Origin of the sequence: Streptomyces sp. NBC_01525 (assembly GCF_045040405.1) — a bacterium.
Taxonomy (GTDB): Bacteria; Actinomycetota; Actinomycetes; order Streptomycetales; family Streptomycetaceae; genus Streptomyces; species Streptomyces benahoarensis.
This window is the reverse complement of sequence record NZ_CP109397.1, coordinates 6,817,924-6,843,411: the sequence shown is the minus strand read 5'-3', so window position 1 is coordinate 6,843,411 and position 25,488 is coordinate 6,817,924. Positions and strand designations below refer to the sequence as shown.

General features: G+C 70.3%; 20 protein-coding genes and 3 pseudogenes. 10 read left to right on the top strand and 13 right to left on the bottom strand.

The features are described from left to right. The first annotated feature begins 194 nt into the window (after nt 1-194). The 8 genes and pseudogenes from OG422_RS29540 to OG422_RS29505 all read left to right on the top strand — a co-directional run bounded on the left by OG422_RS29540 (nt 195) and on the right by OG422_RS29505 (nt 10,005). Complete coding sequence (locus OG422_RS29540) at nt 195-1,355, top strand: ABC transporter substrate-binding protein (RefSeq protein WP_405748051.1); 1,161 nt, start codon at nt 195-197, stop codon at nt 1,353-1,355. Nucleotides 1,356-1,471: 116 nt separating this feature from the next. Next, nucleotides 1,472-2,284, top strand: a complete 813-nt coding sequence (locus OG422_RS29535; protein WP_405747289.1) for an ABC transporter permease — start codon at nt 1,472-1,474, stop codon at nt 2,282-2,284. Further along, nucleotides 2,272-3,099 (top strand): ABC transporter permease, encoded by an 828-nt coding sequence (locus OG422_RS29530; RefSeq protein ID WP_405747288.1) that lies wholly within the window; start codon nt 2,272-2,274, stop codon nt 3,097-3,099. The genes OG422_RS29535 and OG422_RS29530 overlap by 13 nt, the downstream gene beginning before the upstream one ends. After that, nucleotides 3,096-4,232 (top strand): ABC transporter ATP-binding protein, encoded by a 1,137-nt coding sequence (locus OG422_RS29525; RefSeq protein ID WP_405747287.1) that lies wholly within the window; start codon nt 3,096-3,098, stop codon nt 4,230-4,232. Before OG422_RS29530 ends, OG422_RS29525 begins: the two co-directional genes overlap by 4 nt. Before the next feature lie 133 nt (nt 4,233-4,365). Further along, a complete protein-coding gene (locus OG422_RS29520; RefSeq protein ID WP_405747285.1) occupies nt 4,366-5,055 on the top strand; it encodes an HAD family hydrolase in 690 nt (229 codons plus the stop codon). 4 nt (nt 5,056-5,059) lie between these two features. Beyond that, complete coding sequence (locus OG422_RS29515; protein WP_405747283.1) at nt 5,060-6,949, top strand: phosphocholine-specific phospholipase C; 1,890 nt, start codon at nt 5,060-5,062, stop codon at nt 6,947-6,949. 443 nt (nt 6,950-7,392) lie between these two features. Next, a pseudogene (locus tag OG422_RS29510) lies at nt 7,393-7,500 on the top strand (IS5/IS1182 family transposase); the annotation flags it as partial. 1,389 nt (nt 7,501-8,889) lie between these two features. Continuing rightward, nucleotides 8,890-10,005 (top strand): chemotaxis protein, encoded by a 1,116-nt coding sequence (locus tag OG422_RS29505; protein ID WP_405747281.1) that lies wholly within the window; start codon nt 8,890-8,892, stop codon nt 10,003-10,005. A 177-nt stretch (nt 10,006-10,182) separates the two neighbouring features. Here the strand turns inward: OG422_RS29505 and OG422_RS29500 are convergent, their stop codons facing one another. The 3 genes and pseudogenes from OG422_RS29500 to OG422_RS29490 form a co-directional block, all read right to left on the bottom strand. Further along, entirely contained in the window at nt 10,183-10,398 is a 216-nt protein-coding gene (locus OG422_RS29500) for a DUF3761 domain-containing protein (protein ID WP_405748049.1), read from the bottom strand. A gap of 276 nt (nt 10,399-10,674) precedes the next feature. Continuing rightward, nucleotides 10,675-11,056 (bottom strand): annotated as a pseudogene (locus tag OG422_RS29495) (transposase); the annotation flags it as partial. Next, nucleotides 11,053-12,015, bottom strand: a complete 963-nt coding sequence (locus OG422_RS29490) for an FAD-dependent monooxygenase (protein WP_405747280.1) — start codon at nt 12,013-12,015, stop codon at nt 11,053-11,055. The pseudogene OG422_RS29495 and the gene OG422_RS29490, both read right to left, overlap by 4 nt. Nucleotides 12,016-12,469: 454 nt before the next feature. Here OG422_RS29490 and rpmF point away from each other — a divergent pair, with 454 nt between their 5' ends. Both rpmF and OG422_RS29480 read left to right on the top strand, forming a co-directional pair. Continuing rightward, entirely contained in the window at nt 12,470-12,640 is a 171-nt protein-coding gene (rpmF, locus tag OG422_RS29485; protein WP_143940751.1) for a 50S ribosomal protein L32, read from the top strand. Nucleotides 12,641-12,649: 9 nt separating this feature from the next. After that, nucleotides 12,650-13,751, top strand: a pseudogene (locus OG422_RS29480) (GTP-binding protein); the annotation flags it as partial. A gap of 585 nt (nt 13,752-14,336) precedes the next feature. On the opposite strand, the gene OG422_RS29475 reads toward OG422_RS29480, so the two are convergent. Genes OG422_RS29475 through OG422_RS29430 form a run of 10 tightly spaced genes read right to left on the bottom strand, consistent with a single transcriptional unit; the run spans nt 14,337 to nt 25,198 of the window. Then, on the bottom strand, nt 14,337-15,896 hold the full coding sequence (locus OG422_RS29475) for an ABC transporter ATP-binding protein (protein ID WP_143940760.1): 1,560 nt from the start codon (nt 15,894-15,896) through the stop codon (nt 14,337-14,339). Between the two features lie 50 nt (nt 15,897-15,946). Continuing rightward, nucleotides 15,947-16,804 carry an ABC transporter permease gene (locus OG422_RS29470; protein WP_405747278.1) on the bottom strand — a complete coding sequence of 286 codons (858 nt, stop codon included), beginning with the start codon at nt 16,802-16,804 and terminating at the stop codon, nt 15,947-15,949. Beyond that, entirely contained in the window at nt 16,801-17,754 is a 954-nt protein-coding gene (locus OG422_RS29465; RefSeq protein WP_143940754.1) for an ABC transporter permease, read from the bottom strand. The genes OG422_RS29470 and OG422_RS29465 overlap by 4 nt, the downstream gene beginning before the upstream one ends. Further along, nucleotides 17,751-19,358, bottom strand: coding sequence for an ABC transporter substrate-binding protein (locus OG422_RS29460; RefSeq protein ID WP_405747277.1), 1,608 nt, complete (start codon nt 19,356-19,358; stop codon nt 17,751-17,753). Before OG422_RS29460 ends, OG422_RS29465 begins: the two co-directional genes overlap by 4 nt. Before the next feature lie 26 nt (nt 19,359-19,384). After that, on the bottom strand, nt 19,385-20,197 hold the full coding sequence (locus OG422_RS29455; RefSeq protein ID WP_405747276.1) for a class I SAM-dependent methyltransferase: 813 nt from the start codon (nt 20,195-20,197) through the stop codon (nt 19,385-19,387). 13 nt (nt 20,198-20,210) lie between these two features. After that, nucleotides 20,211-21,470, bottom strand: a complete 1,260-nt coding sequence (locus OG422_RS29450; RefSeq protein WP_405747274.1) for an MFS transporter — start codon at nt 21,468-21,470, stop codon at nt 20,211-20,213. Then, nucleotides 21,467-22,351: an enolase C-terminal domain-like protein gene (locus OG422_RS29445; RefSeq protein ID WP_405747272.1), complete on the bottom strand. Its 885-nt coding sequence runs from the start codon at nt 22,349-22,351 to the stop codon at nt 21,467-21,469. Before OG422_RS29445 ends, OG422_RS29450 begins: the two co-directional genes overlap by 4 nt. Continuing rightward, complete coding sequence (locus OG422_RS29440; RefSeq protein WP_405747270.1) at nt 22,348-23,445, bottom strand: PLP-dependent cysteine synthase family protein; 1,098 nt, start codon at nt 23,443-23,445, stop codon at nt 22,348-22,350. The genes OG422_RS29445 and OG422_RS29440 overlap by 4 nt, the downstream gene beginning before the upstream one ends. After that, a complete protein-coding gene (locus tag OG422_RS29435; protein WP_405747268.1) occupies nt 23,442-23,945 on the bottom strand; it encodes a hypothetical protein in 504 nt (167 codons plus the stop codon). Before OG422_RS29435 ends, OG422_RS29440 begins: the two co-directional genes overlap by 4 nt. After that, nucleotides 23,942-25,198: an ATP-grasp domain-containing protein gene (locus OG422_RS29430; protein WP_405747266.1), complete on the bottom strand. Its 1,257-nt coding sequence runs from the start codon at nt 25,196-25,198 to the stop codon at nt 23,942-23,944. Before OG422_RS29430 ends, OG422_RS29435 begins: the two co-directional genes overlap by 4 nt. Between the last annotated feature and the right edge of the window lie 290 nt (nt 25,199-25,488).

Genomic DNA, 25,488 nt, shown 5'->3' with positions numbered 1-25,488 from the left:
GCCGCCCATCGCCGCTGCTGTGGATCGTGAGCCTATCCGCTCCCGAACGTGGCTCAACGATCAGGCCCCTCCCGCCGCACAGCCCGCGATCTCTTCCCGAAAGGCTGCTCCGCGCGTTCGCCGGCGTTCATCTTCCGTACACCGCCTCCCGAGGTAATGAGTCAAGTTGTACAGCCAACTTATTCCACTGGGAGATTCCATTGAGACTGCACCGCGTTCCCTCGGCGGGCCTTTCCTGTGTCCTTGCCGCGGCCGCGCTGGGACTCAGTGCATGCGGACTGACCAGCACAGATGCGGCAAGCGATAGCGGGAGCAAGGCCGCGACCGCCGTCTCGGCACAGGACGCCGGCGGCCTCGACGCTCTCGTCGCGGCCGCGAAGAAGGAGGGCAAGTTGAACGCCATCGCCCTTCCTCGGGACTGGACGAACTACGGCGAGATCATCGACACCTTCGAGAAGAAGTACGGGATCAAGGTCGAGGTCGAGAACCCCGACGCCTCCAGTCAGGACGAGCTCGCCGCAGTCACCTCCCGCAAGGGACAGGACCGGTCTCCGGACGTCATCGACGTGGGCAGCGCCTTCGCCATCAGCGCGGCCCAGCAGAACCTGCTGGCGCAGTACCGCGTCTCAGCCTTCGACCAGATCCCGCAGGAGCAGAAGGACGCTCAGGCACGCTGGTACAACGACTTCGGCGGCTACGTCTCGATCGGTTGTGACGCGGCCCGCGTCAAGAAGTGCCCCAAGACCTTCGCCGACCTGCTCGATCCGCGGTACAAGGGCCAGATCGCGCTGACCGGCAATCCGACGAAGTCCGGCTCGGCCTTCGGTGCCGTATACGCGGCGGCACTCGCCAACAAGGGCTCCTTCGACGACATCAAGCCCGGCCTGGACTTCTTCGCCCGCCTGAAGAATTCCGGCAACTTCAACCCTGTCGAGTCGAGCCCTGCGACCATCCAGAAGGGTGAGACGCCGATCAGTATCAACTGGGACTACCTCAACGCCGGATACGTCGACGACCTCCGCGCCAAGGGCGTCGACTGGAAGGTCAGCGTCCCGGCCGACGGTGTGTACTCCCAGTACTACTCGCAGGCCATCGTGAAGTGGGCACCGCACCCGGCCGCTGCCCGCTTGTGGCAGGAGTTCCTCTACAGCCCCGAAGGCCAGAACCTGTGGCTCAAGGGCCACGCCCGCCCCGTGCTGATGCCCTCGATGCAGAAGGCCGGCACGCTCGACACCGCCGTCGCCGCCAAGCTCCCCAAGGCACCCGCCGGCAAGACCGCCTTCCCGACGGAGGGTCAGGTCAGCAAGGCCAAACAGGACGTCGTCCAGGGCTGGGGCCGGGGCGCCGGCGAATGAGTACCCTCCAAGCAGTCGCCAGAGGCGACAACTCGAACCGCTCCTCCGGAAGCAGTACTCGTGCGGGTGCCGCCCGGCGGCGGCGCCTTCCTCGCTCGGCAGGCTGGCTGGGTGTCGTGCCGCTGCTCCTCTTCGCCGCCTTGGCGTTCGGCCTGCCCGCCGGGACAATGGTGTTCGGCGCGCTCACGACGCCCGAAACTGTGCCCGGCGGGGCCCGATTCACCGGCGCAAACATGAGCGCCTCACTGCACGGCCCCTACCTCACCGCGCTCCTCGGAAGCGTCAAGCTCTCCGCCCTCTCCGCGCTGATCGCCGCGGTCGTCGGTCTGCCGGTCGCCCACGCGGTCGTGACCTCACGATTCCGCGCGCTGCGCGAGTCAGTCCTGGCCGGGGCGGGCGTACTGGCGAACTTCGGCGGTGTGCCGCTCGCGTTCGCCTTCGTGGCGACGCTCGGCAACGCCGGGGTGCTGACGACCCGCTTCCACCTGCTCGGCCACGGCTGGAATCTGTACGGCTTCTGGGGCCTGACCCTGGTCTACCTCTACTTCCTGATTCCGCTCATGGTCCTCACGCTCGCCCCCGCTCTGGAGGGGCTGCGGCGGCAGTGGCGCGAGGCCGCCCACAATAACGGCGCAAGCACCTTCCGGTACTGGATGCACGTCGCCCTGCCGATTCTCATGCCATCGCTGCTCGGCGGCTATGTCTTGCTGTTCGGCACCGCGTTCAGTGCGTACGCGACGGCCGCCGCGATGGTCGGCAGCTCGGTACCGCTGGTCACCATGCAGATCGCGGACGCGCTGTCCGGCAACGTCCTGGTCGGCCAGGACAACGTCGCCCTGGCGCTCGGCGTCGACATGGTGCTGGTCGCGGGGCTCGTCATGGCCGTCCAGGTGCCGTTGCAGCGCAGGAGCACACGATGGCTCGCTTGAACAGGACCGGATACGGGCGCAGCGCCGTACTGCTGCTCACCGGTGCGTACTTCCTCGTCCCGATCGCATGCGCCATCGCCTTCAGCATCGGAATCGGCGCCCCCCGCCAGGCCCTGGGCTTCGAGGCCTACACCGGCATCTTCGGTGCCGACGGCTTCACCGACAGCCTCACCTTGACCCTGAAACTGGCCGCGGCCACCATCGCGCTGGTTCTGGTGCTGCTCGTGCCTGCCTTGGTCACGGTGCGGCTGGCCGCACCGCGTCTGCGCACACTCGTCGAGATCGTGTGCATGCTGCCGCTGGTCGTACCGGCTGTCGCCCTGGTCGCCGGGATCAGCGCGGTGCTGCGCTGGGGACCGGACCACTTTGCCGGTACCCCGCTCTTCCAAGCCATGGCCGCGCTCCAGGCCCCGCAGTTCCCCATGGTTCTGGTGCTTGCCTACACGCTGATGGCGCTGCCGCTGGCGTACCGCACACTCGACACCGGGTTCGCCGCCATCGACCTGCGCGTGCTCGTCGAGGCTGCACGGTCCTGCGGGGCGCCGTGGCCGCACACCCTTATCCATGTCGTGCTGCCCAACCTTCGCGGGGCGCTGCTCAACACGGCGTTCCTGACCCTCGCACTCGTCCTCGGCGAGTACACCGTCGCCGCGGTCCTCGGCTATCAGCCGTTCGCCGTGTGGATCGTTGCCACCAGCGGCTCGCAGGCGCAGATGTCGGTGGCCGTCTCGATGGTCGGCCTCCTCGTCACCTGGATGCTGCTGCTGATGATCAGCGCCGCCGGACGTGCTCGCCGCCCCAAGGAGAACTCATGACCGACCTTCTCACCGATCCCGAAAGCGTCAGGCCGACGCGGGCCGGTTCAACCGTGGAGTTCCGTGGGCTGCGCCGCGCCTTCGGCACGACGACGGCGCTGGACGGACTGGACCTTGAAGTCCGCTCCGGCGAACTCCTGGCACTGCTCGGCCCGTCCGGCTGCGGAAAGACCACCGCCTTGCGCACGGTCGCCGGCTTCGAACGGCCCGACACGGGCGAAGTGCTCGTGGACGGCGAGGACATCACGCGTGTTCCCGCACACCGCCGCGAGGCGGGCATGGTGTTCCAGTCGTACAGCCTCTTTCCGCACATGACAGCCATCGACAATGTCGCCTTCGGGCTGCGGATGAACGGGACGGGCAAAGCCGCGCGGCGGGCTCGCGCCGCGGAACTTCTGGAGCTGGTCGGGCTGCCGAACCACGCCGCCCGCTTCCCGCGCCAGCTCTCCGGAGGCCAGCAGCAGCGCATCGCGCTGGCCCGCGCTCTGGCACTGCGGCCACGCGTACTGCTGCTCGACGAACCGCTGTCCGCGCTCGACGCTCAGGTGCGGCTGACACTGCGCGAGGAGATCCGTCGCCTCCAACAACAACTGGGCATCACGACGCTGTTCGTGACACACGACCAGGAGGAGGCCCTCTCCATGGCCGACCGGGTCGCCGTGATGCGCGCCGGGAGACTCGAACAGTGCGCGCCTCCCGCAGAGCTGTACGAACGCCCTGCGACCGCGTTCGTCGCCAATTTCGTGGGGGTGATGAGCCGGATACCGGCCCGGCCGGGGGCGGACGGCACGACCGTGGGCGCGTTCGGCCGCACGCTACCGGTCCACGGGACGCTGCCGGGCCCCGTCGGGACCGACGGTGGAAGTGGCGAGGTGGATGTACTGGTACGCCCGGAAGCGATCGGGGTCACGGCGGACGGCGATGGCACGTCCCAGATCGTGGGCGCGACATTCCTGGGCGCGACGACAAGACTGACTGTACGGCTGGCCGGAGGCGCGGAAGTGATGGCGGACGTGGCGACTCACTCGACGGCCGGACTCCCCGTCGGTGCCAAGGTGACGCTGACGCTTCCGGACCGCCCGGTGCTGGTGGATCGCCACAGCTGGGGAAACGGCGGTCGCAGTGGAGGCTGACGGCTCCGGCCGATTCTCGATCCGACCACGCCGTACGAAGCCGTCGCTTCAGACCGAACCCACCGACCTGTCCGGCCTTCGGCGCAGGGAGCCTCCGCTTCCGCCCGTTCGCCACGCACCGGAGAAACTCCTCATGAACCATCACAGGGCCACACCCGGCCTTCCCGCTGCCGTGCTGTTCGACATGGACGGCACACTCGTCGACACCGAAAGGCTGTGGTGGGCGGCCGTGGAACAGGTGGCAGACCGGATCGGGCGGCAGCTGACCGACGCCGACACGCATCATGTGCTGGGCCGACCGGCCGCACACACCGCAGATCACCTGCACCGCACCGGCGGCCCGGCGGTCCCCGCCCCTGACGTGCTCGCCATCGAACTGGACGCGGCGTTCGCCGCCCGAGTCGCCTGCGAGGTCGTCCCGCGACCGGGTGCGCTGCACCTGCTGGACGAACTGGCCGCGGCCGAAGTCCCCACGGCGATCGTCTCCGCGTCGCCGCGCCACGTCGTCGACCTGGTGCGCAAGGCCCTGGGCGAGGAGCGGTTCGCATTGACACTCGCCGTCGAGGACACGGTCCGCACCAAGCCGGCGCCTGATCCGTACCTCGCCGCGGCCGCCGCCCTCGGCGTCGATCCGCGCGCCTGCGTAGTCGTCGAAGACACGCCCACGGGTGTCGCCGCGGCCGAGGCCGCCGGGTGCGTGGTGCTGGCCGTGCCCTCCACCGTACCGATCCCGTCCGCAGCACGGCGGACAGTCCTCGACTCCCTGGAGCGGGCCGATGTGACCTTGCTCGTCTCCCTGTTCACGTCCGCGGAAAGGAACTGACGCCATGGACGACATCCGCCACGTCGTGATCCTCATGCAGGAGAACCGCAGTTTCGACCACTACTTCGGCACGCTGAACGGCGTGCGCGGGTTCGATGACCGTCAGGCTCTGACGTTCCCGAGCGGCGACAGCGTCTTCCGTCAGCCCGCCCCCTCCCGGACCGACGGCGGCTTCCTGCTGCCCTACCGGATGGACTCCACGAAGTTCAACGCGCAGAACGCCGACGGTCTGCCGCACGACTGGGAATCCGGTCACGATGCCATCAACAACGGCGCGATGAACCGCTGGACATCGGCCAAGGGTGAGCAAAGCATGGGCTACCTCACCCGTGAGGACATTCCCTACCAGTACGCGCTGGCCGACGCGTTCACACTCTGCGACGCCTACTTCTGCTCACTGGCCGGACCCACCAGCCCCAACCGCCTCTACCTGTGGACCGGCACCGTCGGCCCGGGCCGGGACGGCACGACCGGCCCGTGGATCGACAACACCCCGCTTCCCGACAACCCAGTCTGCGACTGGACCACCTACGCAGAACGCTTGTCGGCCGCCAACGTCACCTGGCGCGTCTACCACACTCCCGGACTGGACGAGCGCCACGGCAACTACGAGGACAACGCCCTGGAGTACTTCGCCCGGTTCCACACCTTCGACAAGGACGACCCGCGCCACATCAATGCGATGACGAAGTGGGACCTGTCGGCGTTCGACGCCCACTGCAAGGACGGCACGCTGCCGACGGTGTCCTGGCTGGTCTCTCCGTATCTGTTCTGCGAACACCCGACCGCCAGCCCCGCTTACGGCGCCCACTGGGTCAACACCGCCCTTCAGTCGGTCTTCGCCAACCCGGACGTGTGGCGGCACACCGCCTTCCTCGTCATGTACGACGAGAACGACGGCTACTTCGACCACATGGTGCCGCCGTTCCCGCCCCACGCGACCCCCGAGGAGTTCGTGGACGGGCAGCCGATCGGTCTGGGCAACCGCGTCCCCCTGTGGGTGATATCACCGTGGTCGCGCGGCGGCTGGGTCAACTCCCAGGTCTTCGACCACACCTCCGTCCTGCGCTTCCTGGAAGTCGTCACCGGCGTGCGGGAACCCAACATCTCGGAGTGGCGTCGCGCCGTATGCGGCGACCTCACCAGTTGCTTCGACTTCGCCCGGCCCGACTTCTCGATCCCCGCACTGCCAGACACCCGCGCGCTGGTGGAGCAGGCCGACACGGCGATGGAACTGCCACCGGTGGAGCTCCCGGCGCCGGGCACACAGGTCATGCCGACACAGGAACCGTGCGGTGCGCGTCCTCACCGGGCGCTGCCGTACCGCCCATGGGCCGACGTCGCCGTGGACCGCGCCACCGGCAAGGTCACCTGCACACTCGCCAACGAAGGAACGGTCTCCTTCCACTTCACGGTGTTCCCGAACATCGCGCGGCCGTTCGCCGGTACGCCGTTCACTGTCGCGCCGCGCAGCACTGCCACCTACGTGTGGGATGCCGTACGCACGGACGGGCGCTACGACTTCACCGTTCACGGCGCCGACGGCTTCGTCTGCCGATTCGCCGGAACGGTGACCGGAGTTGATCAGAACGACGCTGCCGCTCCTCGGGTGACAGGGGTCCTGCGGGGCGGCAAGCCGGAAAACGCCTCGGTCGAGTTGCTGCTGGCCAACGACGGCGGTTCGGAGGTGTGCTTCACCGTCGCCCCGAACGACTTCGGCGGCACGGAACACACGCAACTGCTCGGCCCGCGCGAGAAGGCGGTCCTGAACCGGCCCACGGACAGCGGGCGGTACGACATGACCGTCACGGCGGACGGAGGCACGGGCTTCGCCCGGCGGTACGCGGGGACAGTGCACGCGGCCCCGAACACGATGACGGCTGATGTCTCGTGATCCGTTGACTCCAGCACGCTCTGCTCGTCCAGCAGGTTGCCGCCCTCGGCAAGCACCGCCTGGCAGAGAGCCGCCGCACCCCGCCCCCGCATCCGAGGAGCCGCCCCATCCGGCAGCACCGGTTCGAACACGCCGCGACGGGTGCTGTGCTCGTATGTGACTCATGCACCACGGCACTCCTGCCGACCTGACGGACCCTGTGGTGCCCGCCCCTCCGGCACCGCAGCGGCAGGCACCACAGCATACGAACCAAGCTGCCAGGGGCGCGGGCATCGTGCGGCAATGACGGTGGATGTCCCACCCAGGCCGCGCTGATCGCCTGTACCGGAGCACGAAGCCGCTCCGTAACAACCATGACAGGCCGAGCGGGCAGCCACATCCCTGCCGCCGAGAGTCTTGGAGCCCGGAGCCACGGCGAGCCGGATCGCTGGTAGAGAGGGCCCCGAAGTTCCGGGACCAGGGGCTTCACCCCCATCCCGAAGCGATGGGCGGCCGAGCGGACCTACGGCTGGCCCATGCTCAGGTCAGTGAGACGGTTGTCCCGCCCGCACCCCGGCCACCACCGGCCTTGGGTACGGGCGTCCTCGGCGTTGCAGGGGACGCGCCACCATGCACATGCGCTACATCGCGTCGGCAGATCGCACGAGGTCGGCTTCAACGGCCAGCCACAGCCGTCCTGAAGGAATCCGGGCGAGCTGGTCCTGCACCCACGCCCGATGAATTCCCACCGGGTCCGGGGCGGAAAGAGCCAGCCACTCCGAGTCCGGATTGCGTGTCCGTGGAGCCATGACCAGCACCGTAGGGATGCTGGCAGCGAGTTGGCCCGCCGTTCCGCGGCCTTCCGGCGCCAACCCAAGAGGTCTCCTCCGCCACCCAGGACTCACCTGCCACGTCGAAGCCGGACATCCGCCGCTTCGGACCTCGGACCAAGATCCGGGCCATTCCCGGTCCATCGCCCCGCCGGCCCCCTCAATGAGACACAGGCAGGCAGGACACGGGCCGAGACAGCGCGGCCGCCGCACCCAGGAACACCAGCGGCCAGGCTCATACCGGTAACTGGGCGGGCGTCGAGGCGGGTCCCATTCGCCCGGCCCACGTTCGTGCCGGCATTCAAGAAGCCCGGGATCAAGGTTGGCATCCCACCCGGGCCGGTTCTCCTTTCCGGCTCGACCGATCCGCAGGCTTCATCGCCCATCCAGGAGAAAAGTCGGAGCAGGGCGCCGCATCCTGACCGGCATCATGGCCCGGTGACGACATGGATGCGTTGCTACTGGGACAAGGGCGACGTCTGGTTCTCCTTCAGGTCGACGTCGGGGGCCATCTTCCCCTGCCCCGGGCCGTCACCCCCACGCTCGACGTCGTGACCGCCGACCCGGGCGGCACGCGTTCCGGAGCCCCGTGCGTCTTCACGTGGCCCTGAGTCACGCCGGACGGTCCTCACCGGACACTGCCCGGCTCCGCACGGCAAGGCACCGAGGGGCCGCAGCTACCGCGGCGACAACCTCCGTGCACCCTCCCACGCGACGAGCGGATGTCCCGGGCTCGCAGATTGCCAACCGTGATTCCGCCCACCGCCGCAGGGTTCGGTGTTGTCGGGATGCTACGGAGCGTTTTGGGGAGTGTTCTCGGGGTGTTCGTCGCATGGTGTCCGTGCGATGCGCGGGGCGTCTTCTCTCCGATGACACCACGCATGGTGCGAGGTCGCTTCCGGAGCCGGGGACCGTCGTCGAGCCGCAAGCCCGCGGCCGCGGGGCACAATGCTGAGGTCTGCGCACCTGCTGCCCGACTGAAGAATCGGGCATATCGTTCGTAGTGTGGTCGGGCGGTGCGCCCAGGGCGGATCCCGTTGGACGCCCCCTTCCCATCTCTTTCGCGGCTATTTCGCCCCTCCGTGGTTCCGCTTCGGCTTCGTGAATCCCCGCGCCGAAAGAAGGCTTCCGATGCATACTGCGCTCACTTCCGCCGACCTCGCCGAGCTCCGTCGGCAGCGGCCCTATCCGGCTGTGTCGGTCCTGATGCCCACGCACCGTCGTGAGCCGGACAGCACACAGGACCCGGTTCTGCTGCGGAACATGCTGGCGAAGGCCAAGGAGCGACTCCAGGGCGATCCCGACGTCTCCAGGCAGCGACGGATCGATGTCATCGAACAGCTGGACCGGGCGGCGTCGGAGATCGACCTGACGCACGCCGAGGAGGGCCTGGTCGTCTTCGCGGCGCCGGGGGAACACCAGGTGTGGTCGCTGGGCCGTACGGTCCCGGCCCGGGTGGTGCTCTCGGACACCTTCCTCACCCGCAACCTCGTCGCCGCGCAGGCCACCGAGCGCCCCTTCTGGGTGCTGGCGCTCTCCGCCGACCGCGTCAGCCTGTGGAGCGGTGCGGCCGACCGCGTCGCCGAGGTGCACCGCGGCGGATTCCCGCTGACCCGCAGCCTGGTGGACCCCGATCCCGAGGATCAGCTGCAGGTGGGCGATGTGCCCAGCACCTTCCGTGATGAGCACACCCGCAAGTTCCTGCGGGACGCGGACACTGCGCTCGCAGCCGTCGTCAGGGCCGCCCCCCGGCCCCTGTACGTGGTCGGCGAGACGGCAGCGCTCTCGCTGTTCGAAGAGGTCGGGACGGTCGTGCGGGGCGGCACCGGCACCAAGATCGCGGTGACGCAGGTGCCGCAGACGGGGCTGGCGGGTGGTCCGCCGGACGCCCTCTGGCAGGCGATCCGCCCGTACGCCGAAAAGCGCGCGGATGCCGAAGTCGCCGATGTGCTGGCCGAACTGGACCGGGCGCGCGGCCGCCGGACGTTCGCAGCCGGCGTGGACGAGATCCGGCAGAGCGCCGAGGTGGGCCAGGTCGCGCTGCTGGCGGTGGAGGAGAACTACCGGGAGACCGTGCGGGACACCGGCGGTCACCTCATGCCGGCCGAGCCCGGTGACCCGGACTCCGTCGACGACATCGTGGACACGATCGTGGAGCGGTCACTGGACACCGGCGCGGAAGTGCGGTTCGTTCCCGACGGCGTGCTCGCCGAGGTGGGCGGGATCGCGGGGACGTTGCGGTATTAGCCCGTTCTTGTCGGGCTCGTGTGCGGCGGCCGGTGCCCCAACGAGGGGACATCTGCCGCCGTTGCGGTCCGTGTGCGGGTGGTGCGGCCCATAGGGCGCCTACGGGATCGATCGTGGCCAATCTCCGGACACGCGTCGAAGGTCACTGCGTAACCGTGCAGCGTCGCGAGGTGATGCCTACTTGTACCAGTAGCGCACTCCGCCATGGTGGGAGCAGGTCCCGCGGAAGTGGGCACTGTAGGAGTAGGAGCCGTCCTTGCACTGCGCGGCGGCCCCGGCCGGGTGACGGCTGCCGGCCTTGCATGTGCCAGTGGTGCGGTGCGCGCACCCCGCCCCGGCTGCATGGGCCGTAGTGCCGGCAGCGACCGGTGCCGGCAGTGCCCCAGTCGCCATCAGCGCGGCCATGCCGACGCGGATCCTCGTGAGCATCGAAATCTCCCCTGTCCGTAGTGACGGGTGTCGGAGTGTCAGAGCAGTTCCGCCGCAGGAGTTCGTACAGAGTGCCCGCTCACCGATCAGAGGAGGATCGGAACGAGGCCGTGACGGTATGGGCGAATCGCTTCGCACGGCGCTTCATGTGGAGCAGGCGAGCCCACCCATGCCGGGAGCCGATCACTCGCCCATCGGACAGCTCCCAGGGCTTGTCCGGTCGGTCATCTGCGGAGCCAGACGAGGAGCATGGCGGTGGTGAGGGCGCCGAGGAAGACGTAGCCACGCTTGTCGTAGCGTGTCGCCGGTGGGCACGGACCGAGGTGGAGTCGACCGACACGTCCCCATCGATCCGCCCGGCAGCGTCGGCCAGGGACTGCACCTGCCGGAGCAGTTCCCAGGCTCCATCCGCCGACCAGCGGCGATGCCGCTCCGAGACGATCTTCCACGGGCCGTAGCGTTCTGGAAGATCGCGCCACTGCGCTCCGGTCCGACCTCGGGGCAGCATGCCGTCGGTCACCTGCCGGTGGTCATGCCACCGGCCATGCCGTCCGTTGTCCACCGGCAGAGGTGGCTCCAGGACACGCCACTCAGCCTCCGGCAGATCACCACGACCAGTCATACAAGTGCGACCGGACAGGACTTGAACTCCCAGGTCACGAAGATATGACCCACACGCGCACGGGACGACTCGTTCTCGTATATGAGTTGCGGGGAGAAGATCGTCAGGTCGCTGCCGCGTTCATCCATGAGCCGCAGCTGGTTGCTCTCGATCGCCTGACGCAGGTCATCGTCGGTGATGACCAGGTCGTCCGGGTCGGGCGCGTCCTCGGGTGCGCCGATCGCAGCCACCTGCTGCTCCCGCCACTGCGTCAGCTGGGGCGGCGCGGTGGTGAAGTGACCGTGACAGTTGGTGATCACGTGGTCGCTCCTGATCGTTGTCGGGGTCAGGCCAGGGAGCCGGCTGGCCAGCCGGTGTACTGCTCGGCGAGATAGGTGCCGCCCGGCGCGCGTGCCCACCACGCTGTCGAGCTCCCCGAGTTGACGCCGCAGGTCGAACGGCGTGCCGCCGGGAGCGGTGTGCAGCAGCTGGGTCATCCGGTACGAGAAATTCTGCGCACGCCGGACTCGCTCCAGGGCACGCGGCTGGTAGTCGTCCAGCGCGGCCTTGCCCCCGCCGCTGAGCGCCCGCAGCAAAGTGCCGGCGAGCACCTTCACGTCGTGCAGCGCGAGATTGAGCCCGCGGGCACCGGCCGGCGGCGCCGTGTACGCGGCGTCGCCCGCCAGGGCCATCGAGCCCCAGCGCATCGGCTCCTGCACGAACGAGCGGAACCGCAGCACCGTCTTCTCCAGGACCGGCCCCTCCTCCGGGCGGAAGCCGTCCCGGCCTGCCACCCGGGCCTGGAGCGTGTCCCAGATGCGGTCGTCCGGCCAGGCGTCGACGGACTCCGCGGAGCCGCACTGGAAGTACATCCGCTGTACGGTCTCAGTGCGCTGGCTGATCAAGGCGAAGCCGTGCTCGGAGTGGGCGTAGACCAGATCGGGCGCGCTCATCGGCGCCTCGGCCAGGATGCGAACCACGCGAAGGGGTACTCCTTGCCGCCGCGAACGTTCCGGGCGCCCGGAACGTTGACACCCTGGGCCGCGTCCGGTCGCCGGTGTTTCCGTCAGGCGGAAGCGCGCAGGGATATCAGGCTGTCGTGCGGGTACGCCTGCCGAGCTCGTCGGAGATCCCGTACGCGGCCCTCGCGAAACAACAGGCCAGCACGTTCCGCCAACCTCATTCGGGAAGAAGAGGTCGCGGGTTCGATGGCGCCGCTGCCAATCGGGGCCCCGGGCGGGGGGGCGGCCGTCTCGGCGCGTTCGGCAAACCGGGCAGCCTCGGCTCATCCCCGGACGAGCGGAGGAACGGACGGTGGCAGGGCAGGGAGCCGAGGCGCTTGTGCAGCCCGGCAGCCACCCAACGCCAATTTGGAAATGGTAGCCATTTTCAATTAGGCTGTTGCCCGTCACCTAGTCGTGCAGGAGGTCGGCCATGGCCGTACCCAAGCGGAAGATGTCCCGCAGCAACACCCGTCACCGCCGCGCCCAGTGGAAGGCGACCACCCCGCAGCTCGTGCCCGTCACCGTCGACGGCACCCCCCACCTCGTCCCGCAGCGGCTGGCCAAGGCGTACGAACGCGGGCTGCTGCGCCCGGAGAGCTGAGCCGGCAGCATGACGCACAATCGACTGCCCGTCACGGTCCTGTCCGGCTTCCTCGGAGCGGGCAAGACCACTCTGCTCAACCACGTCCTGACCAACCGGGAGGGCCTGCGCGTCGCGGTCATCGTCAATGACATGGCGAGGTCAACATCGACGCGAGCCTGGTACGTGGCGGCAAGGCCGCTCTCTCGCGCACCGAGGAACGTCTGGTCGAGATGACCAACGGCTGCATCTGCTGCACCCTGCGCGATGGCCTTCTCGAAGAGGTCGACCGGCTGGCCCGCGAGGGCCGCTTCGGCCATCTCCTCATCGAGTCCAGCGGCATCTCGGAACCGATGCCCGTCGCGGCCACCTTCGCCTTCCCACGCGACGACGGAGCGACCCTGGGCGACCTCGCCCGGCTCGACACGATGGTCACCGTCGTCACCTCCGGCCAACTTCCTGCCGGAGCTGGCCGGAGGTGAAGGGCTGGCCGAGCGGGGGCTGGACCAGTACGAGGACGACGAACGCACCGTCAGCGACCTGCTGATGGACCAGATCGAGTTCGCCGACATCATTATCCTCAACAAGATCGACCTGGTTGATGCCGAGAACGCCGAACGGCTGCCACCCTCGCCCGCCTCAACCCGGCCGCCCGCATCGTGCCCGCACTGCACGGCCGGTGAACCCTCGCGAGATCCTGGGCACCGGGCTGTTCGACCTGGAGCGGGCACAACAGGCCCCCGGCTGGGTGCGGGAGATCAACGGCGACCATGTCCCGGAGACCGAGGAATACGGCATCCCCAGCACGGTCTTCCGTGCCGATGCGCCGTTCCACCCTGGCCGACTGTGGACCTTCGTCACGGAGGGGCTGGACAGCGGCGCTTACGGTCACGTCCTGCGTTCCAAGGGCTTTTTCTGGCTGGCCAGCCGCCCGAATGTCACGGGCTTGTGGTCGCAGGCCGGAGCGGTCGCCCGTTTTGAGCCTTCTGGTGCCCGCGGTGCCGGAGACAGCCAGGGCCAGGAACTGGTCTTTATCGGCACAGGGTTGCATGTCCAGCTGCTTCAAGCAGCCTTGGCCGACTGCCTCCTGGCCGACGGGGAACGGCTTTCCGATGACCCGTTCCCCGCCTGGCACCCTGCGGTGGCGGACACCAGACACCTGCCGGCCGCGACGAACGGCGGCCGCCGTGGCAGCGTTCAGGCATGCCTCCCCGCCTGCGCCCTTCGTGGGTTCGCAGCCTCCGCCCGACCGATCCGCCGTACGCCTGTCCTGCCGAGAGATGCGGCAAAGCCCTGGAGTGGCTCGGCTCAGAGCGGGACGTCATCGAGCAGGTGATCGGGGAAAGCCGCCCAGCCGTCCCAGCCCAGTGACAACTCCCTGTCGTCCAGCAGGGCCGCGGCGAGTGCGGAGCACAGCCGGCCCCGGTCGATGAGTCGGCGCCGGTGAACGTGAGGGCGTTACGGCGTTCGCCGCAGTATTCGTGCCAGAACCACGAGGCCGGGTGCGGCGTTGCGGGGATGCGCCCCGCCAGGCGCTGTCGTCTCCGGGCTCCAGCCAACAGCCCGCTTCGCCCTGGACACCTTGGTTCCGCGGTGGATCACTGACGAGTGGCCCTTTGAGCGTCCCTGCTTCGTCGGCCGGGACCTGTCCGGGCAGGAATGGCTGGCGCTGCCGGACGCCGCCTGATTTTCGATGCGCGTGACCTCGGCGGTGGCTTCACCAGGCTCCCGGCGGGGCAGTCTCCGCCTCCAGGCGTGCCGTCGTCTCCATGAGTGAGACGGTGAACGGGTGCCGCGGCTCGGTCAGTATCCGGTGGGCCGGGCCCTGTTCGACCAGCTCGCCCGCGTCCAGCACGGCGATGCGGTGGGCCAGACGTGCGGTCTCCAGGTCGTGGGTGATCAGCATGAGGGACATGTCCGAACGGTCGCGGAGCAGATCCGTGAGGGCGTCAAGGATGCCGCGGCGCGTGACCGTGTCGAGGCCGGAGGTGATCTCGTCGCAGATCAGGACCCGGGGCCGGGCCAGCAGGGCACGGGCCAGGGCCGCCCGCTGGAGTTCGCCGCCGGAGAGCTCCGAGGGGAGGCGGTGGGTCGTTTCGGGCCGGAGGCCGAGGCTGATCAGTGTTGTCAGAGCTTCCTGAGCGGCTGACAGATGATCGGTGCCGCGCAGGCGTACCGCGGTGCGGGCGACCTGGTCAAGGACGGGACGGTGCTCGTCGAAGGCGGCCCGCGCGTCTTGGAAGACGTACTGCACGGCCGCCAACTCTGCGCGGCTGCGATGCCGTACGCTGCGCGGCAGCGGGGTGCCGTCGAGGTGGACCTGGCCGTCGTGGTCACGATGGAGCCCAGCCAGGCAGCGGGCGAGAGTGGTCTTCCCCGTGCCTGAGCGGCCGACGACAGCCAGCGACTCACCAGGGTGCAGGGCGAGTTCCGGAGTTCGTAGCACCACAGTGGCACCGATGGCGCCGTCGCGGTGGCGCGCGGTGAGATGGCGTACGTGCAGCACGGCCTGTCCGGTGTCCGGCAGAGGCTCGTGCCCGGTGGGCGACGACCGGGCATCGAGCAGTTGTCGGGTCCATTCGTGGCGCGGTGCGCGCCACAGCCGCTGGACCGGGCCCGATTCCACGACCCGGCCCGCCCGCATGACGAGGACCTCGTCGGCGAGTGCATGCACCACGTCGAGATCATGGCTGAGCAGCACGACCGCGATGCCGCGTGCCGCCAGCGCTGCCAGCTGATCGACGATGCGGCTCCTGGTCAGCGCGTCCTGGCCGGTGGTGGGTTCGTCGGCGACGATGACGCGGGCGCCGAGCAGCAGCGCCTGCGCGAGGACGACGCGCTGCTGCTGGCCGCCGGACAGCTGGTGCGGATAGCGCGACAACAGCGCCTCGGCGTCCGGAAGCTGGGCGTCCGACAAAGCCCGCAGCATGCGTTCGCGTGCCGCCGCCCGACGCTGGTTGCGGGGCAGGTCGCGCACCTGGGTGCGGGCGATGTCGTTCAACAGCGCCGAGACCCGGCGGGCGGGGTTGAGGACGGACGCCGGATGCTGGGGCACGTAGCCGACCGGGCCGTCCGCGGCCACGCGGACGTCGCCGGTGACCCGGGCACCCGACGGGTACGCGCCGAGCAGGGCGAGGCCCGTGGTGGTCTTACCGCTGCCGGATGCCCCGACGAGCGCCGTCACCTTGCCGGGCAGAGCCCGCAGCTGCACGCCGTCCACGATCACCCGACCGTCGATCTCCACGCGCAGGTCCCGGATCTCCGCGACGCAGGCCAGCTCGGCATCGGTGCCGGCGCCCGTCGGCGCAGTCGTATCGTTCCGGTCGGTCACGGCCGTGGTTCCCTCTCTCCCCGGCACCGGCCGGGCTTGTGGAGTGCCGCGTCGAAGAGCAGGTTGCTGCCCATGGTCAGCGCGACGATCAGCAGGGCGGGCACCACCACGGCCCAGGGCTGCACGAACAGTCCGGTGCGATTGCGGTCCACCATCACCGCCCAGTCGGCGGCGTCCGGCGCGACGCCGACGCCGAGGAACGCAGCAGTGGCCACGAGGTACAGCACGCCGGTGAGCCGGATGCCGGCGTCGGCGGCCAGGGTGCGCAGTATCGAGCGGCCGACATAGCCGACGGCCGTGCGCCACCACGTCTCGCCCTGCATGCGCAGCGCCTCGACCGCGGGGCGCGCCGCGGCCTCGGCGGCGGCCGCCCGCACGATCCGCGCCGCGTCCGGAACGTTGACCAGCGCGACGAGCAGGGCGAGCCCGGCGGCGCCCGGTGTGAACACGGACGCCACGAGAAGGATCAGCAGCAGGGACGGCACCGCCAGCACCACGTCCAGCGGCCGCATCAGTGTCTCCTCCAGCCAGCGGCGGTGGGTGAGCGCGGCGATGAGGCCGAGGGGCAGCGCCACGAAGTAGGCCAGGGCCGTCGCGGCGAGCGCGGTCAGCACCACCGGCCGGCCGCCGAGCAGGATCTGACGCCAGACGTCACGGCCCACGAAGTCGGTGCCGAACCAGTGTCCGTCGCCGAGTGTGAAGGACGCGGCCCGGGCGCCCGGGTCGCCCGCGAACACCGGTCCCAGGGCGGCGAGGACGAGGGGTGCGGAGATGACGGCGAGCCCGAGGACGTAGCGGCCCGCGCGGCGCGGCCGTACGACCCTGCAGACAGGGGATACGAGCGTGCGGGTCACGCGGCCACCCCCGCCCGGGGTGCGAGTCGGTGGGCGACCAGGTCGGCGCCGAGGTTGAGCACGACGGTCAGGACGCCGAACACCACGGCGAGGCCCTGCACCACCGGTACGTCACGTTCGGCGACGGCGTTGAGCAGGACGGTGCCGAGTCCGGGGATCACGAAGAGGGCCTCCACGACGATGACGCCGCACAGCAGCCAGTCGATGGTGCGGGCGAGTTGCTGGACGGCCGGGGCGAGGGCGTTGGGCAGGGCGTGGGCGTAGCGGACGCGGGCGCCGCCGACGCCGTAGCGGCGGGCGTGCACCGCGTACGGCGCGGCCAGGGCATCGACCATGCCGGCGCGGACCAGGCGAGCCAGCGAGCACACGGGACGGGAGAGCAGGACGAGAACGGGCAGGAGCAACGCTGCGGGGTGCCCGAGCAGGTCGGTGCCGTAGCCGACGGCGGTGGGTGGGAGCCAGTCCAGGCGGAGGGCGAAGACGGTCACCAGCAGCACTCCGAGGGCGAACTCCGGGACGGCGTAGACCGCGAGCGTCAGCGAACTGATCAGCCGGTCGACGAGTCGCCCTTCGTGGCGGGCGGCCAGTACGCCGAGGCCGAAGCCGGCCGGGACGAGCAGTGCCACGGTGAGGGCGGCCAGCAGCAGGGTGGGCCCGAAGCCGTCGGCCAGGTACTGACTGACAGGCCGTCCGGAGGTCACGGAGGCGCCGAAGTCGCCGTGCAGCAGGCCCGCCGCCCACTCGGCCAGTCGCTCGTACGCCGGCCGGTCGAGGTGCATGGCCTCGCGGAGGGCCGCGATACGGGCGGGGTCGGGCTGGTCGCCGGCGAGGGCGACGGCTGCGTCGCCCGGCAGCGCCTCGGTGAGCGCGAAGACCAGCAGCACCACGGCCACGGTCTGTACGACGCCGAGGAGCATTCGCCGGGTGACGAAGGAGCGCAGTCCCGTCACGCGAGCCACACCTTGTCGAAGCGGGCCCAGTCGAGCGTGTTGGCGGGCGCCTTGCGGTCAACCCCCTTCACCGTGCGTGCCGTTCCCAGGATCCAGTCGGCGAAGCCCCAGATCAGGAAGCCGCCTTCGGTGTACAGGCGGCGCTGCATGCGCGCGTACACGGCTGCGCGGGCCTTGGTGTCGGGGGTGGACTGCGCCTGCTGGTAGAGGGCGTCGAAGTCCTTGTGGTGCCACTTGGTGGCGTTGGTGGTGGAGTCGGTCAGCAGCCGTTGGGAGAGGTGGGCCTCGATGGGCATGGCTCCGGAGCGGTAGCAGCACAGGGTGCCGGAGTCGAGGATATCGCTCCAGTACGTGTCCTTGCTGCCCGTCTTGACGTCGATGGTGACGCCCGCCTTGGCGGCCTGGTCGCGGAAGATGCTCGCGGCCTCGGTGAATCCGGCGGCGACGGCCGAGGCGTCGAGGGTGACCTTGAGTTTCTCGGCGCCGGCCTGCTTCAGCAGGGCGCGGGCGCGGCCCAGGTCCTGCTCGCGCTGGGGGAGGTCGTCGGCGTAGTACTCGTAGCCCTTGCCGAACAGGTCGTTGCCGATCTCGCCGGCGCCGGACAGGGCGCCGGCGACGAGCTCTTTGCGGTCGGTGATGAGGAAGAACGCCTGGCGCACCCGCTTGTCGTCGAACGGGGCCCGGTCGGTCTTCATCGCGAAGCCCTGCATGGCGCTGTTGCGCAGCCGGACGATCTCGATCTGTCCCTTGCCTTCGTGTGCGCGGGCGGTGGTGGGGTCGAGTTCGTGGGCGTACTCGACCTGTCCGCCGAGGAGTGCGTTGACGCGTGCGGACTCTTCGTTGGCGACGACGAATTCGATTTCGTCGAGGCGCGGGGCGCCCTCCCAGTAGTCGTCGTAGCGGCGGAAGACGGCCGAACGTCCGGGGGCGAAGGAGACGAAGCGGAAGGGGCCGGAGCCGATCGGTTTCCTGTCGAAAGGGGGCGCGTTCTCGGGGACGATGTACGCGCCGAACGCGGCCAGGATGTTGGGGAATTCTGCGGTGGGGCGCTTGAGGACGAACTCGATGCTGCGCTTGCCGGTGGCGCTGCTCGCGTTGAGGTCGATGGGTTCCAGGGAGGCCTTGGCGCGGAACCCCTTCTTCGGGTCGGCGATCCGGCGGTAGCTGTACAGGACGTCCTGGGCGGTGACCGGCTTGCCGTTGTGGAAGGTGGCCTTGCGCAGGGTGACCTGCCAGCGGTCCAAGGTCTTGTTCGCCTGCCACTTCTCGGCGAGGCGGGGTTGCGCGGACAGGTCGGCGCCGTAGTCGGCGAGCTTGTCGAAGAGCGCCTTGGCGCGGGCGACATCGGCGAAGAGGTTGGCCAGGTGGGGGTCGAGGGTCTCGCTTGCGCCGCCTCCGGCGAAGGCGGCGCGCAGCCGCCCGCCCCGTCGGGGCCGGCCGTCGCCCTTGCCCGTGCCGTCGCCGGAGCCGGGCCCGCCGCAGCCGGTGAGCGCGAGTGCGCCGAGCGAGGCGGCGCCCGTGGCGGCGAGGAAGCCGCGGCGGCGCAGGCCCGGGAAGGGTTGTTCGGCCGGGGCGGGGAGGCGGCGGGCGGATTCTTCGTTCATGCGGGTGTCCTCGTGGTGTGGATGGGTCACGGTGCCGGCTCGATGAGCCGGGCGACGACGTGCAGCCGGTCGGCGTCCGTCGCCTCTCCCGGGGCCATGCCTTCTCGCCAGGGCGGCTCGGTGCGCGGGCCCGGACCGTCGTGCAGGTCGAGGACCTCGAAGCCGTGCGCCGCCAGGAGACGGCGGAGTTCCAGCGGGAAGAGCAGCCGCCATGCGGAGCGCTGTTCGACGGGCGGGGACCCGTCGTCCGCGGTCCATACGCGGGTTCGGCGCAGCAGTTGGACGGTGCGGTCCACGGTGAGCGTGGTGGTGGACCGGTAGGCGGTGCCGTGCCAGGCGAACTCGTGGGGGGTGGGGGTGTCGAGCAGGTCGGTACGGCCCAGGAAGTAGGCGCCGTTACGCATCTCCGCGACGAGCAGGCCGCCCGGGGTCAGCGCGCGACGGCAGGAGGCCAGAAAGCCGTCGAGCTGGGCGTTGGTGTGGCAGTACAGCAAGGAGCTGTCCAGGCAGACGACCGCGTCGAAGGCGTTGTGGCCCAGGTCGAACCCGTGCAGGTCGGCACGGACGTACGCGGGTCCGGGGTGGTGGGCGCGGGCGTGGGTGAGCATCGCCTCGGAGAGGTCGGCGCCGGTCACCGTCCGGCCGCTGCCGTGCAGGTGGGCGGCGTCACGGCCGGTGCCGCAGCCCATGTCCAGCACACGTGAGCCCGCGCCGTACCGCTGCAGGCAGTCCTCCGCCCAGCGACCGGCCAGCCGGTCGGCGTCGGGGAAACGGGCCTCGTACAGCTCGGGGTTGTCGGTGAGCAGGTTGTGCATGTCCTCGGTGGCGGTGCGGGTCATGTCGTCTCCTTCCTCAGGCCGCCACCGTCAGGGCCGGCTTCGGCGTCGTCGGCAGCGCGTTGCGCCGGTGCAGCCAGGCCACACCGCATGCGGAGGCGAGACCGAACAGGGCGCAGCACGCCCAGGGCAGCCAGGGGGCGCCGCGTTCCCCGGTGTCCATGGCCCAGCCGACGGCGGTGTTGCCTGCCGCGGCGGCGACGCCGGAGACCATGTAGAAGATCCCGTAGTAGGTGCCGGTCAGCTCCGTGCGGCCGAAGCCGGGGATGAGCTCCAGCACGAAGGGCTGGGCGATCATGACGCCGAGGTAGAGCAGGAGGGCGCCGAGCAGGACAGGCAGCGTGCGCAGCACCGCGTCGGCGGTGCCGTCCGGGGCGCCGGGTCCGCCTGTCACCAGTGCCGGCGGCAGGAAGGACAGCGCCATCAGAACGAGCCCGATGGAGATCCAACGTGCCCTGGACCCACGGCCTTTGAGGGCGCGTGTGATGCGCAGTTGCAGGGTGAGGTTGGTGACGGTGCCGACGAGGAAGACGAGGCCCGCCGCGCCGTCCCAGCCGGTGGCCCGCCGGGCTCCTTCCGGCAGCAGCAGGTAGAGCTGGTTTTGCAGGGTGAACATGCCGACCATGGCGAGCGCGAAGACCAGGAAGGCGCGGTTGTCGAGGACCTCGCGCCAGTCTGCGAGGAAGCCGCCCTCGCTCGGCTCCACCTTGCGCGCGGGCAGGACGACGGCCTGGGCGACGGTGAGGACGGCGAAGATCCCGGCGGCGGTGAGCGCGGACGTGCGGAAGTCGACGAGCAGCAGTGCGCTGCCCAGCAGTGGACCCATCAACGCGCCGGTGGTGGCGAAGACGTTGAAGAGGGCGAACGCCTCGGCCTTGCGCTCCCCCGCCTCCTGTGCGAGGTAGGCGCGCACGGCGGGGTTGAACAGGGCGCCGGCGAGCCCGCTGAGCACGGAGGCGGCGAGCAGTACGGCCAGCCCGTCGCCCAGCGAGAACAGCGCGAACCCTACGGTGCGCAGGGCGCAGCCGACGATGATGACGCCGCGCGCGCCGAGCCGGTCGGAGGCGGAGCCGCCAATGAGGAACAGGCCCTGCTGGCTGAGGTTGCGGACGCCGAGGACGATCCCTACGACGGCCGCCGACATGCCCAGGTTCTGGCTGAGGTGGGTGGCGAGGTAGGGGACGAGGAGGTAGAAACCGGTGTTGACACCCAGCTGGTTGGCCAGCAGGAGGCGGACGGCCAGGGGGAATCGGCGCATCTCGTGCCAGATCTTCACGCCGCCTCCTCCCCCGGGCTGCGCCGGACTCCCAGCCCCGGCAGATCACTTGCCCGTACGAAGCCGTCGGTGCCGCCGATCCCGGCCCACGGGTCGTGGGCGAGCAGCAGGTGTCTGTCGAGGTCGGCCCAGCGGGCGCGGTCGACCAGGTGGACGGCGGGTGCGAGGCCGAGGCTGCCGGCGGTGAGGCAGCCGAGCATCAGCGCGGTGCCGCTGCCCTCGATCGCCTCGGCGATGCGCAGGGCCGCGTGGACGCCGCCGCACTTGGCGAGCTTGACGTTGACACCGTCCACGCGTCCGGCCAGGCGGCGGGCGTCCTGAAGGCTCACGGCGTCCTCGTCAGCGATGACCGGCAGTGGTGAGCGTGCGGCGAGCGCCTCCGGATCGCCGGGAGCGAGGGGCTGTTCGACGGCCTCGACTCCGAGTTCCGCGAACCGGGGCAGCACGGCGTCGGCCGCAGCGCGCACCGGCGAGGTGATGCCGATGGTGCGGGCCGTGGCGGCCACCCGGGCGGTGGCGGCGCCGGGGAGCCGGTGGACGGGGCTGCCGGCGCGCTTGCCGGCGAGATCGAGGAGCGCGGCCTCGACGGCGGCGGTCACGGCCGGCGGGATGTCCTCCCCCGCCAGTTCGCCCGCCCGCAGGGCGTCCAGCGCGCTTTCGGGGTCGCGGAAGCGCAGGAGGTCCATGGCGACGGCCGCGAGGAGACGTCCGAGGGTGTCGGCGTCGAGGCCGTAGTAGACGCTGGTGACGGCCTCGCCGTGGCCGCGCAAGCCGGCGTGTTCGACGGTCAGCCACACGGCGTCGCGGGCGGCCATGGTGGAGCGGGAGATGCGCAACGGCTCGGCGAGGTCGAGACATACGGTGCGCTGGGTGGCCTTCACAGTGTCTCTTCCGGAGGATGCGGGGATACGGAGGCCCGGAGCGGGTCGGTGACGCGGGTACAGCGGACCCACCCGGCGGCCTCGGCCGCACGGGGGTGCGGTATCTCAATGGGGCGGATGGCCGCGGCGGACGGGGCGAGGCCGTGCGCGGCGATGAAGTCGTCGTCGTAGACGGTGCCGAGATAGCGGTGCGGGCCGTCGGGGAAGACGGTGGCGACCTCCGCCCCGGAGTGGACGCGGGCCGCCCAGGCGGCGACGCGGGCGACCGCACCGGTGCTCCAGCCACCGCTGACGAAGCTGCCCCGGGCAAGCCGCCGGCAGCTGTCCACGGCCTCGGCCGGGCCGACCCAGTGGACCTCGTCGAAGGCGTCGTAGGCGACGTTGCGCGGGTGGATGCTGCTGCCCAAGCCTCGCATCAGTCGGGGGCGGGCGGGCTGGCCGAAGATCGTGGAACCGGTGGCGTCGACGCCGATGAGGCGCAGGGCAGGCCAGTGCCGCCGCAGGGGAGCGATGACCCCCGCGCTGTGGCCGCCGGTGCCGACGCTGCACACCAGGACGTCGAGGTGGTCGAGCTGGGCCGTGAGTTCGGCGGCGAGTGAGGCGTAACCGGCGGTGTTGTCGGGGTTGTTGTACTGGTCTGGCCAGTAGGCGTCGGGCAGCACGGCGAGCAGCTCGCGCAGCCGAGCGAGGCGAGCGGCCTGCCAGCCGCCCTCGGGGGCCGGTCGGTCGACGAGTTCGAGGCGAACACCGTGGGCACACAGCAACTGCCGCATGGACGGCTCCAGTTCCCGGTCGCCGACCAGCACGACCGGGTGGCCCAGCGCCTGCCCGGCGAAGGCCAGGCCGATGCCAAGGGTGCCGGAGGTGGATTCCACCACCGGTGCCCCGGGCCGCAGTTCGCCACGTGCTCGGGCGCCCCTCAGCATCGACTCGGCAGCCCGCGCCTTCATCCCGCCGGCTGCGAGCCCTTCGAGCTTGGCCCAGAATCCGGGGTGAGGCCCCGGCAGATCAGCGGTGATGCGCACCAGTGGCGTACGGCCGAGCAGGGCGAGCAGCTCCGGGCGAGCGGTGGGTCGGGCGGCGTTCGCGATCATATGCGGCCTCCCTGACAGGAGTTGCCGTGCGGCCCCCTGTAGCGGTGGACGACTCCGGCACCGCCGTCGAGCCAGAAGAAGGGGTACGGCTCGGCGCATACCGCGCTCACGCCGTGGCCGAGGAAGCGGGGCAGCACAGCGCTGCCGGTCTGCGCGAACATCACCAGCTGCTTGCCGTGCTGCTGCGCATGCCGCCGAAGCGGTTCGAAGGTGCCATTGCCCAGCGTCATTCCGGAGACGAGCAGCGCCTCGCAGCGGCCGGCCGCCGCGAGCGCATCGGTGACGACCGCCTCGGCCAGGCGCAGGCTGAGTACTTCGTTGCGGTAACCGGTACCGCGCCCGTCGTGGCGTACGGCCTGCCGGGTGGTGAAGGCCACGGTGATCCGCTGTGTGGCCAGGTCGGGGCCCAGCCCGCCGGTGCGGACGCGGTCCACGAGGTCTGCGTACGTCGGGCACGTCTCGTACGCCAGCGCGCCAGCCGCGCCGGTGACGGCGGTCATCGGATCACCAGCCCCGCGCGCAGCCCGGCCAGCAGGGCCTCAACGCGGTCGCGGGCCCCTGGCCCGTCGGCGTCACCGGCCATGATGTGCCCGAGGTACTCGTTGTTGCTGCCCGCCGCCTTCACCACCTTGCCAGGGTCGGCGAGCTGCACCTCCAGCACGCCGGGTGCGTCCCGCAGTTCGCCGCCGTCCAGCGCTTCGAGCGTGCCAGCGGCCTGCGGCACCAGAAATCCGATGGCGGCGCTGCGTAGTCCGGTGCCCGTGCGCCGCAACTCGGGTTGGCGGCCCAGCGCGACCTCCACGAAGGCCGCCGCGAGGTCGATGCCGGTGACGTGGCGGATCAGTTCGGTGATGCGGTTCCCGGCGGGACGAGGGTTGACCTCGACCACGCGCGGCCCGTCGACGGTCAGCTTGATCTCGGTGTGCGCCACGACGCCGTCGACGAGCCCGAGTGCCTTCAGGGCGTGCAGCGCGGTCTGTTCGGCGGCCTCGGCGTCGGCGGGCGTCAGGGCGGCGGGGAACATATGGCCGGTCTCGATGAAGGCGGGCGCCCCGCCGATGCTCTTGTCGGTCACGCCGACCACGTGGACCGTTCCTGCATACGAGACGGTCTCGACACTCACCTCGGGACCGTCCAGCAACTCTTCGAGCAGGATCACGGGCGCGCGCCGCTGTCCGCGCGCATTGACCGGGACGCTCGCCAACGTCCGGTAGACATCGGCGAGTTGCTCCTCGTCATCCACACGCCGTACGTACATGCCGGCGCACAGGTCGACGGGCTTGGCCACCAGCGGGTAACCGATCTCCCGGGCGGCGCCCGCGATGTCGGCCCACTCCTCGTGTACGACGAAGCGCGGGCCGGGCACTCCAGCATCGGTGAGCACACGGCGGGTGGCGTCCTTACGGCAGGCGTTCCCCACCGCTTCGGGCCCTGGACCCGGCAGACCGAGCCGCCCGGCGATCCGCGCCACGGTCGGCAGGTAGTAGTCGCAGGACGTGATCACTCCGTCGAACCCCAACACCGCATGCAGACGCTCGACTTCGGGCAGCAGGGCCTCGGTGTCGTTGGTTTCGGCGGTGATGATGTTGCGGGCCCCGAGCAGCGGGTGTGCCGTCCCCTCGGGCGCGGAGCGCAGATAGTGGTGCAGGTCGCGGGTGAGGAAGGTGAACGTGTGCCCGCCCTCCCGTATCGCCCGTGGCACCAGCCGGCTCATCGCTCCGACCCAGCTCTCGACCACCAGCAGATGAGCCACAACTCCCCTTCCGGGCTTGGACTTCGGGTACGGGGCAGTCGAGTGCCCCTCCGGCGAAGGGTGTCGGGTTTGCCCGTCGCACACTTTAACGATAATCATTTTCATTGTCATCTCGCGGCCAGGTCTTTGCCGCCCCCTTGTTCGCCGAGCCCCTCCGGAAGGCCCCCGTGACCCCTCCCCTACGCCGCACCACCGTGCTGTGCGCGTTGCTGACCGCCGTTAGCCTCGTCCCCGCCGGTCCGATCCAGGCCGCCACCCCGACGCCCCCTCTACGCTTCGGCGCATGCCCT

Excerpts from the sequence above, each read along its gene's own strand:
- OG422_RS29460 (WP_405747277.1), bottom strand. The coding sequence starts at position 19,358 with ATGAACGAAGAATCCGCCCGCCGCCTCCCCGCCCCGGCCGAACAACCC.
- OG422_RS29520 (WP_405747285.1), top strand. The coding sequence starts at position 4,366 with ATGAACCATCACAGGGCCACACCCGGCCTTCCCGCTGCCGTGCTGTTC.
- OG422_RS29525 (WP_405747287.1), top strand. The coding sequence starts at position 3,096 with ATGACCGACCTTCTCACCGATCCCGAAAGCGTCAGGCCGACGCGGGCC.
- rpmF (WP_143940751.1), top strand. The coding sequence starts at position 12,470 with ATGGCCGTACCCAAGCGGAAGATGTCCCGCAGCAACACCCGTCACCGC.
- OG422_RS29530 (WP_405747288.1), top strand. The coding sequence starts at position 2,272 with ATGGCTCGCTTGAACAGGACCGGATACGGGCGCAGCGCCGTACTGCTG.
- OG422_RS29505 (WP_405747281.1), top strand. The coding sequence starts at position 8,890 with ATGCATACTGCGCTCACTTCCGCCGACCTCGCCGAGCTCCGTCGGCAG.
- OG422_RS29515 (WP_405747283.1), top strand. The coding sequence starts at position 5,060 with ATGGACGACATCCGCCACGTCGTGATCCTCATGCAGGAGAACCGCAGT.
- OG422_RS29435 (WP_405747268.1), bottom strand. The coding sequence starts at position 23,945 with ATGACCGCCGTCACCGGCGCGGCTGGCGCGCTGGCGTACGAGACGTGC.
- OG422_RS29440 (WP_405747270.1), bottom strand. The coding sequence starts at position 23,445 with ATGATCGCGAACGCCGCCCGACCCACCGCTCGCCCGGAGCTGCTCGCC.
- OG422_RS29455 (WP_405747276.1), bottom strand. The coding sequence starts at position 20,197 with ATGACCCGCACCGCCACCGAGGACATGCACAACCTGCTCACCGACAAC.
- OG422_RS29500 (WP_405748049.1), bottom strand. The coding sequence starts at position 10,398 with ATGGCGACTGGGGCACTGCCGGCACCGGTCGCTGCCGGCACTACGGCC.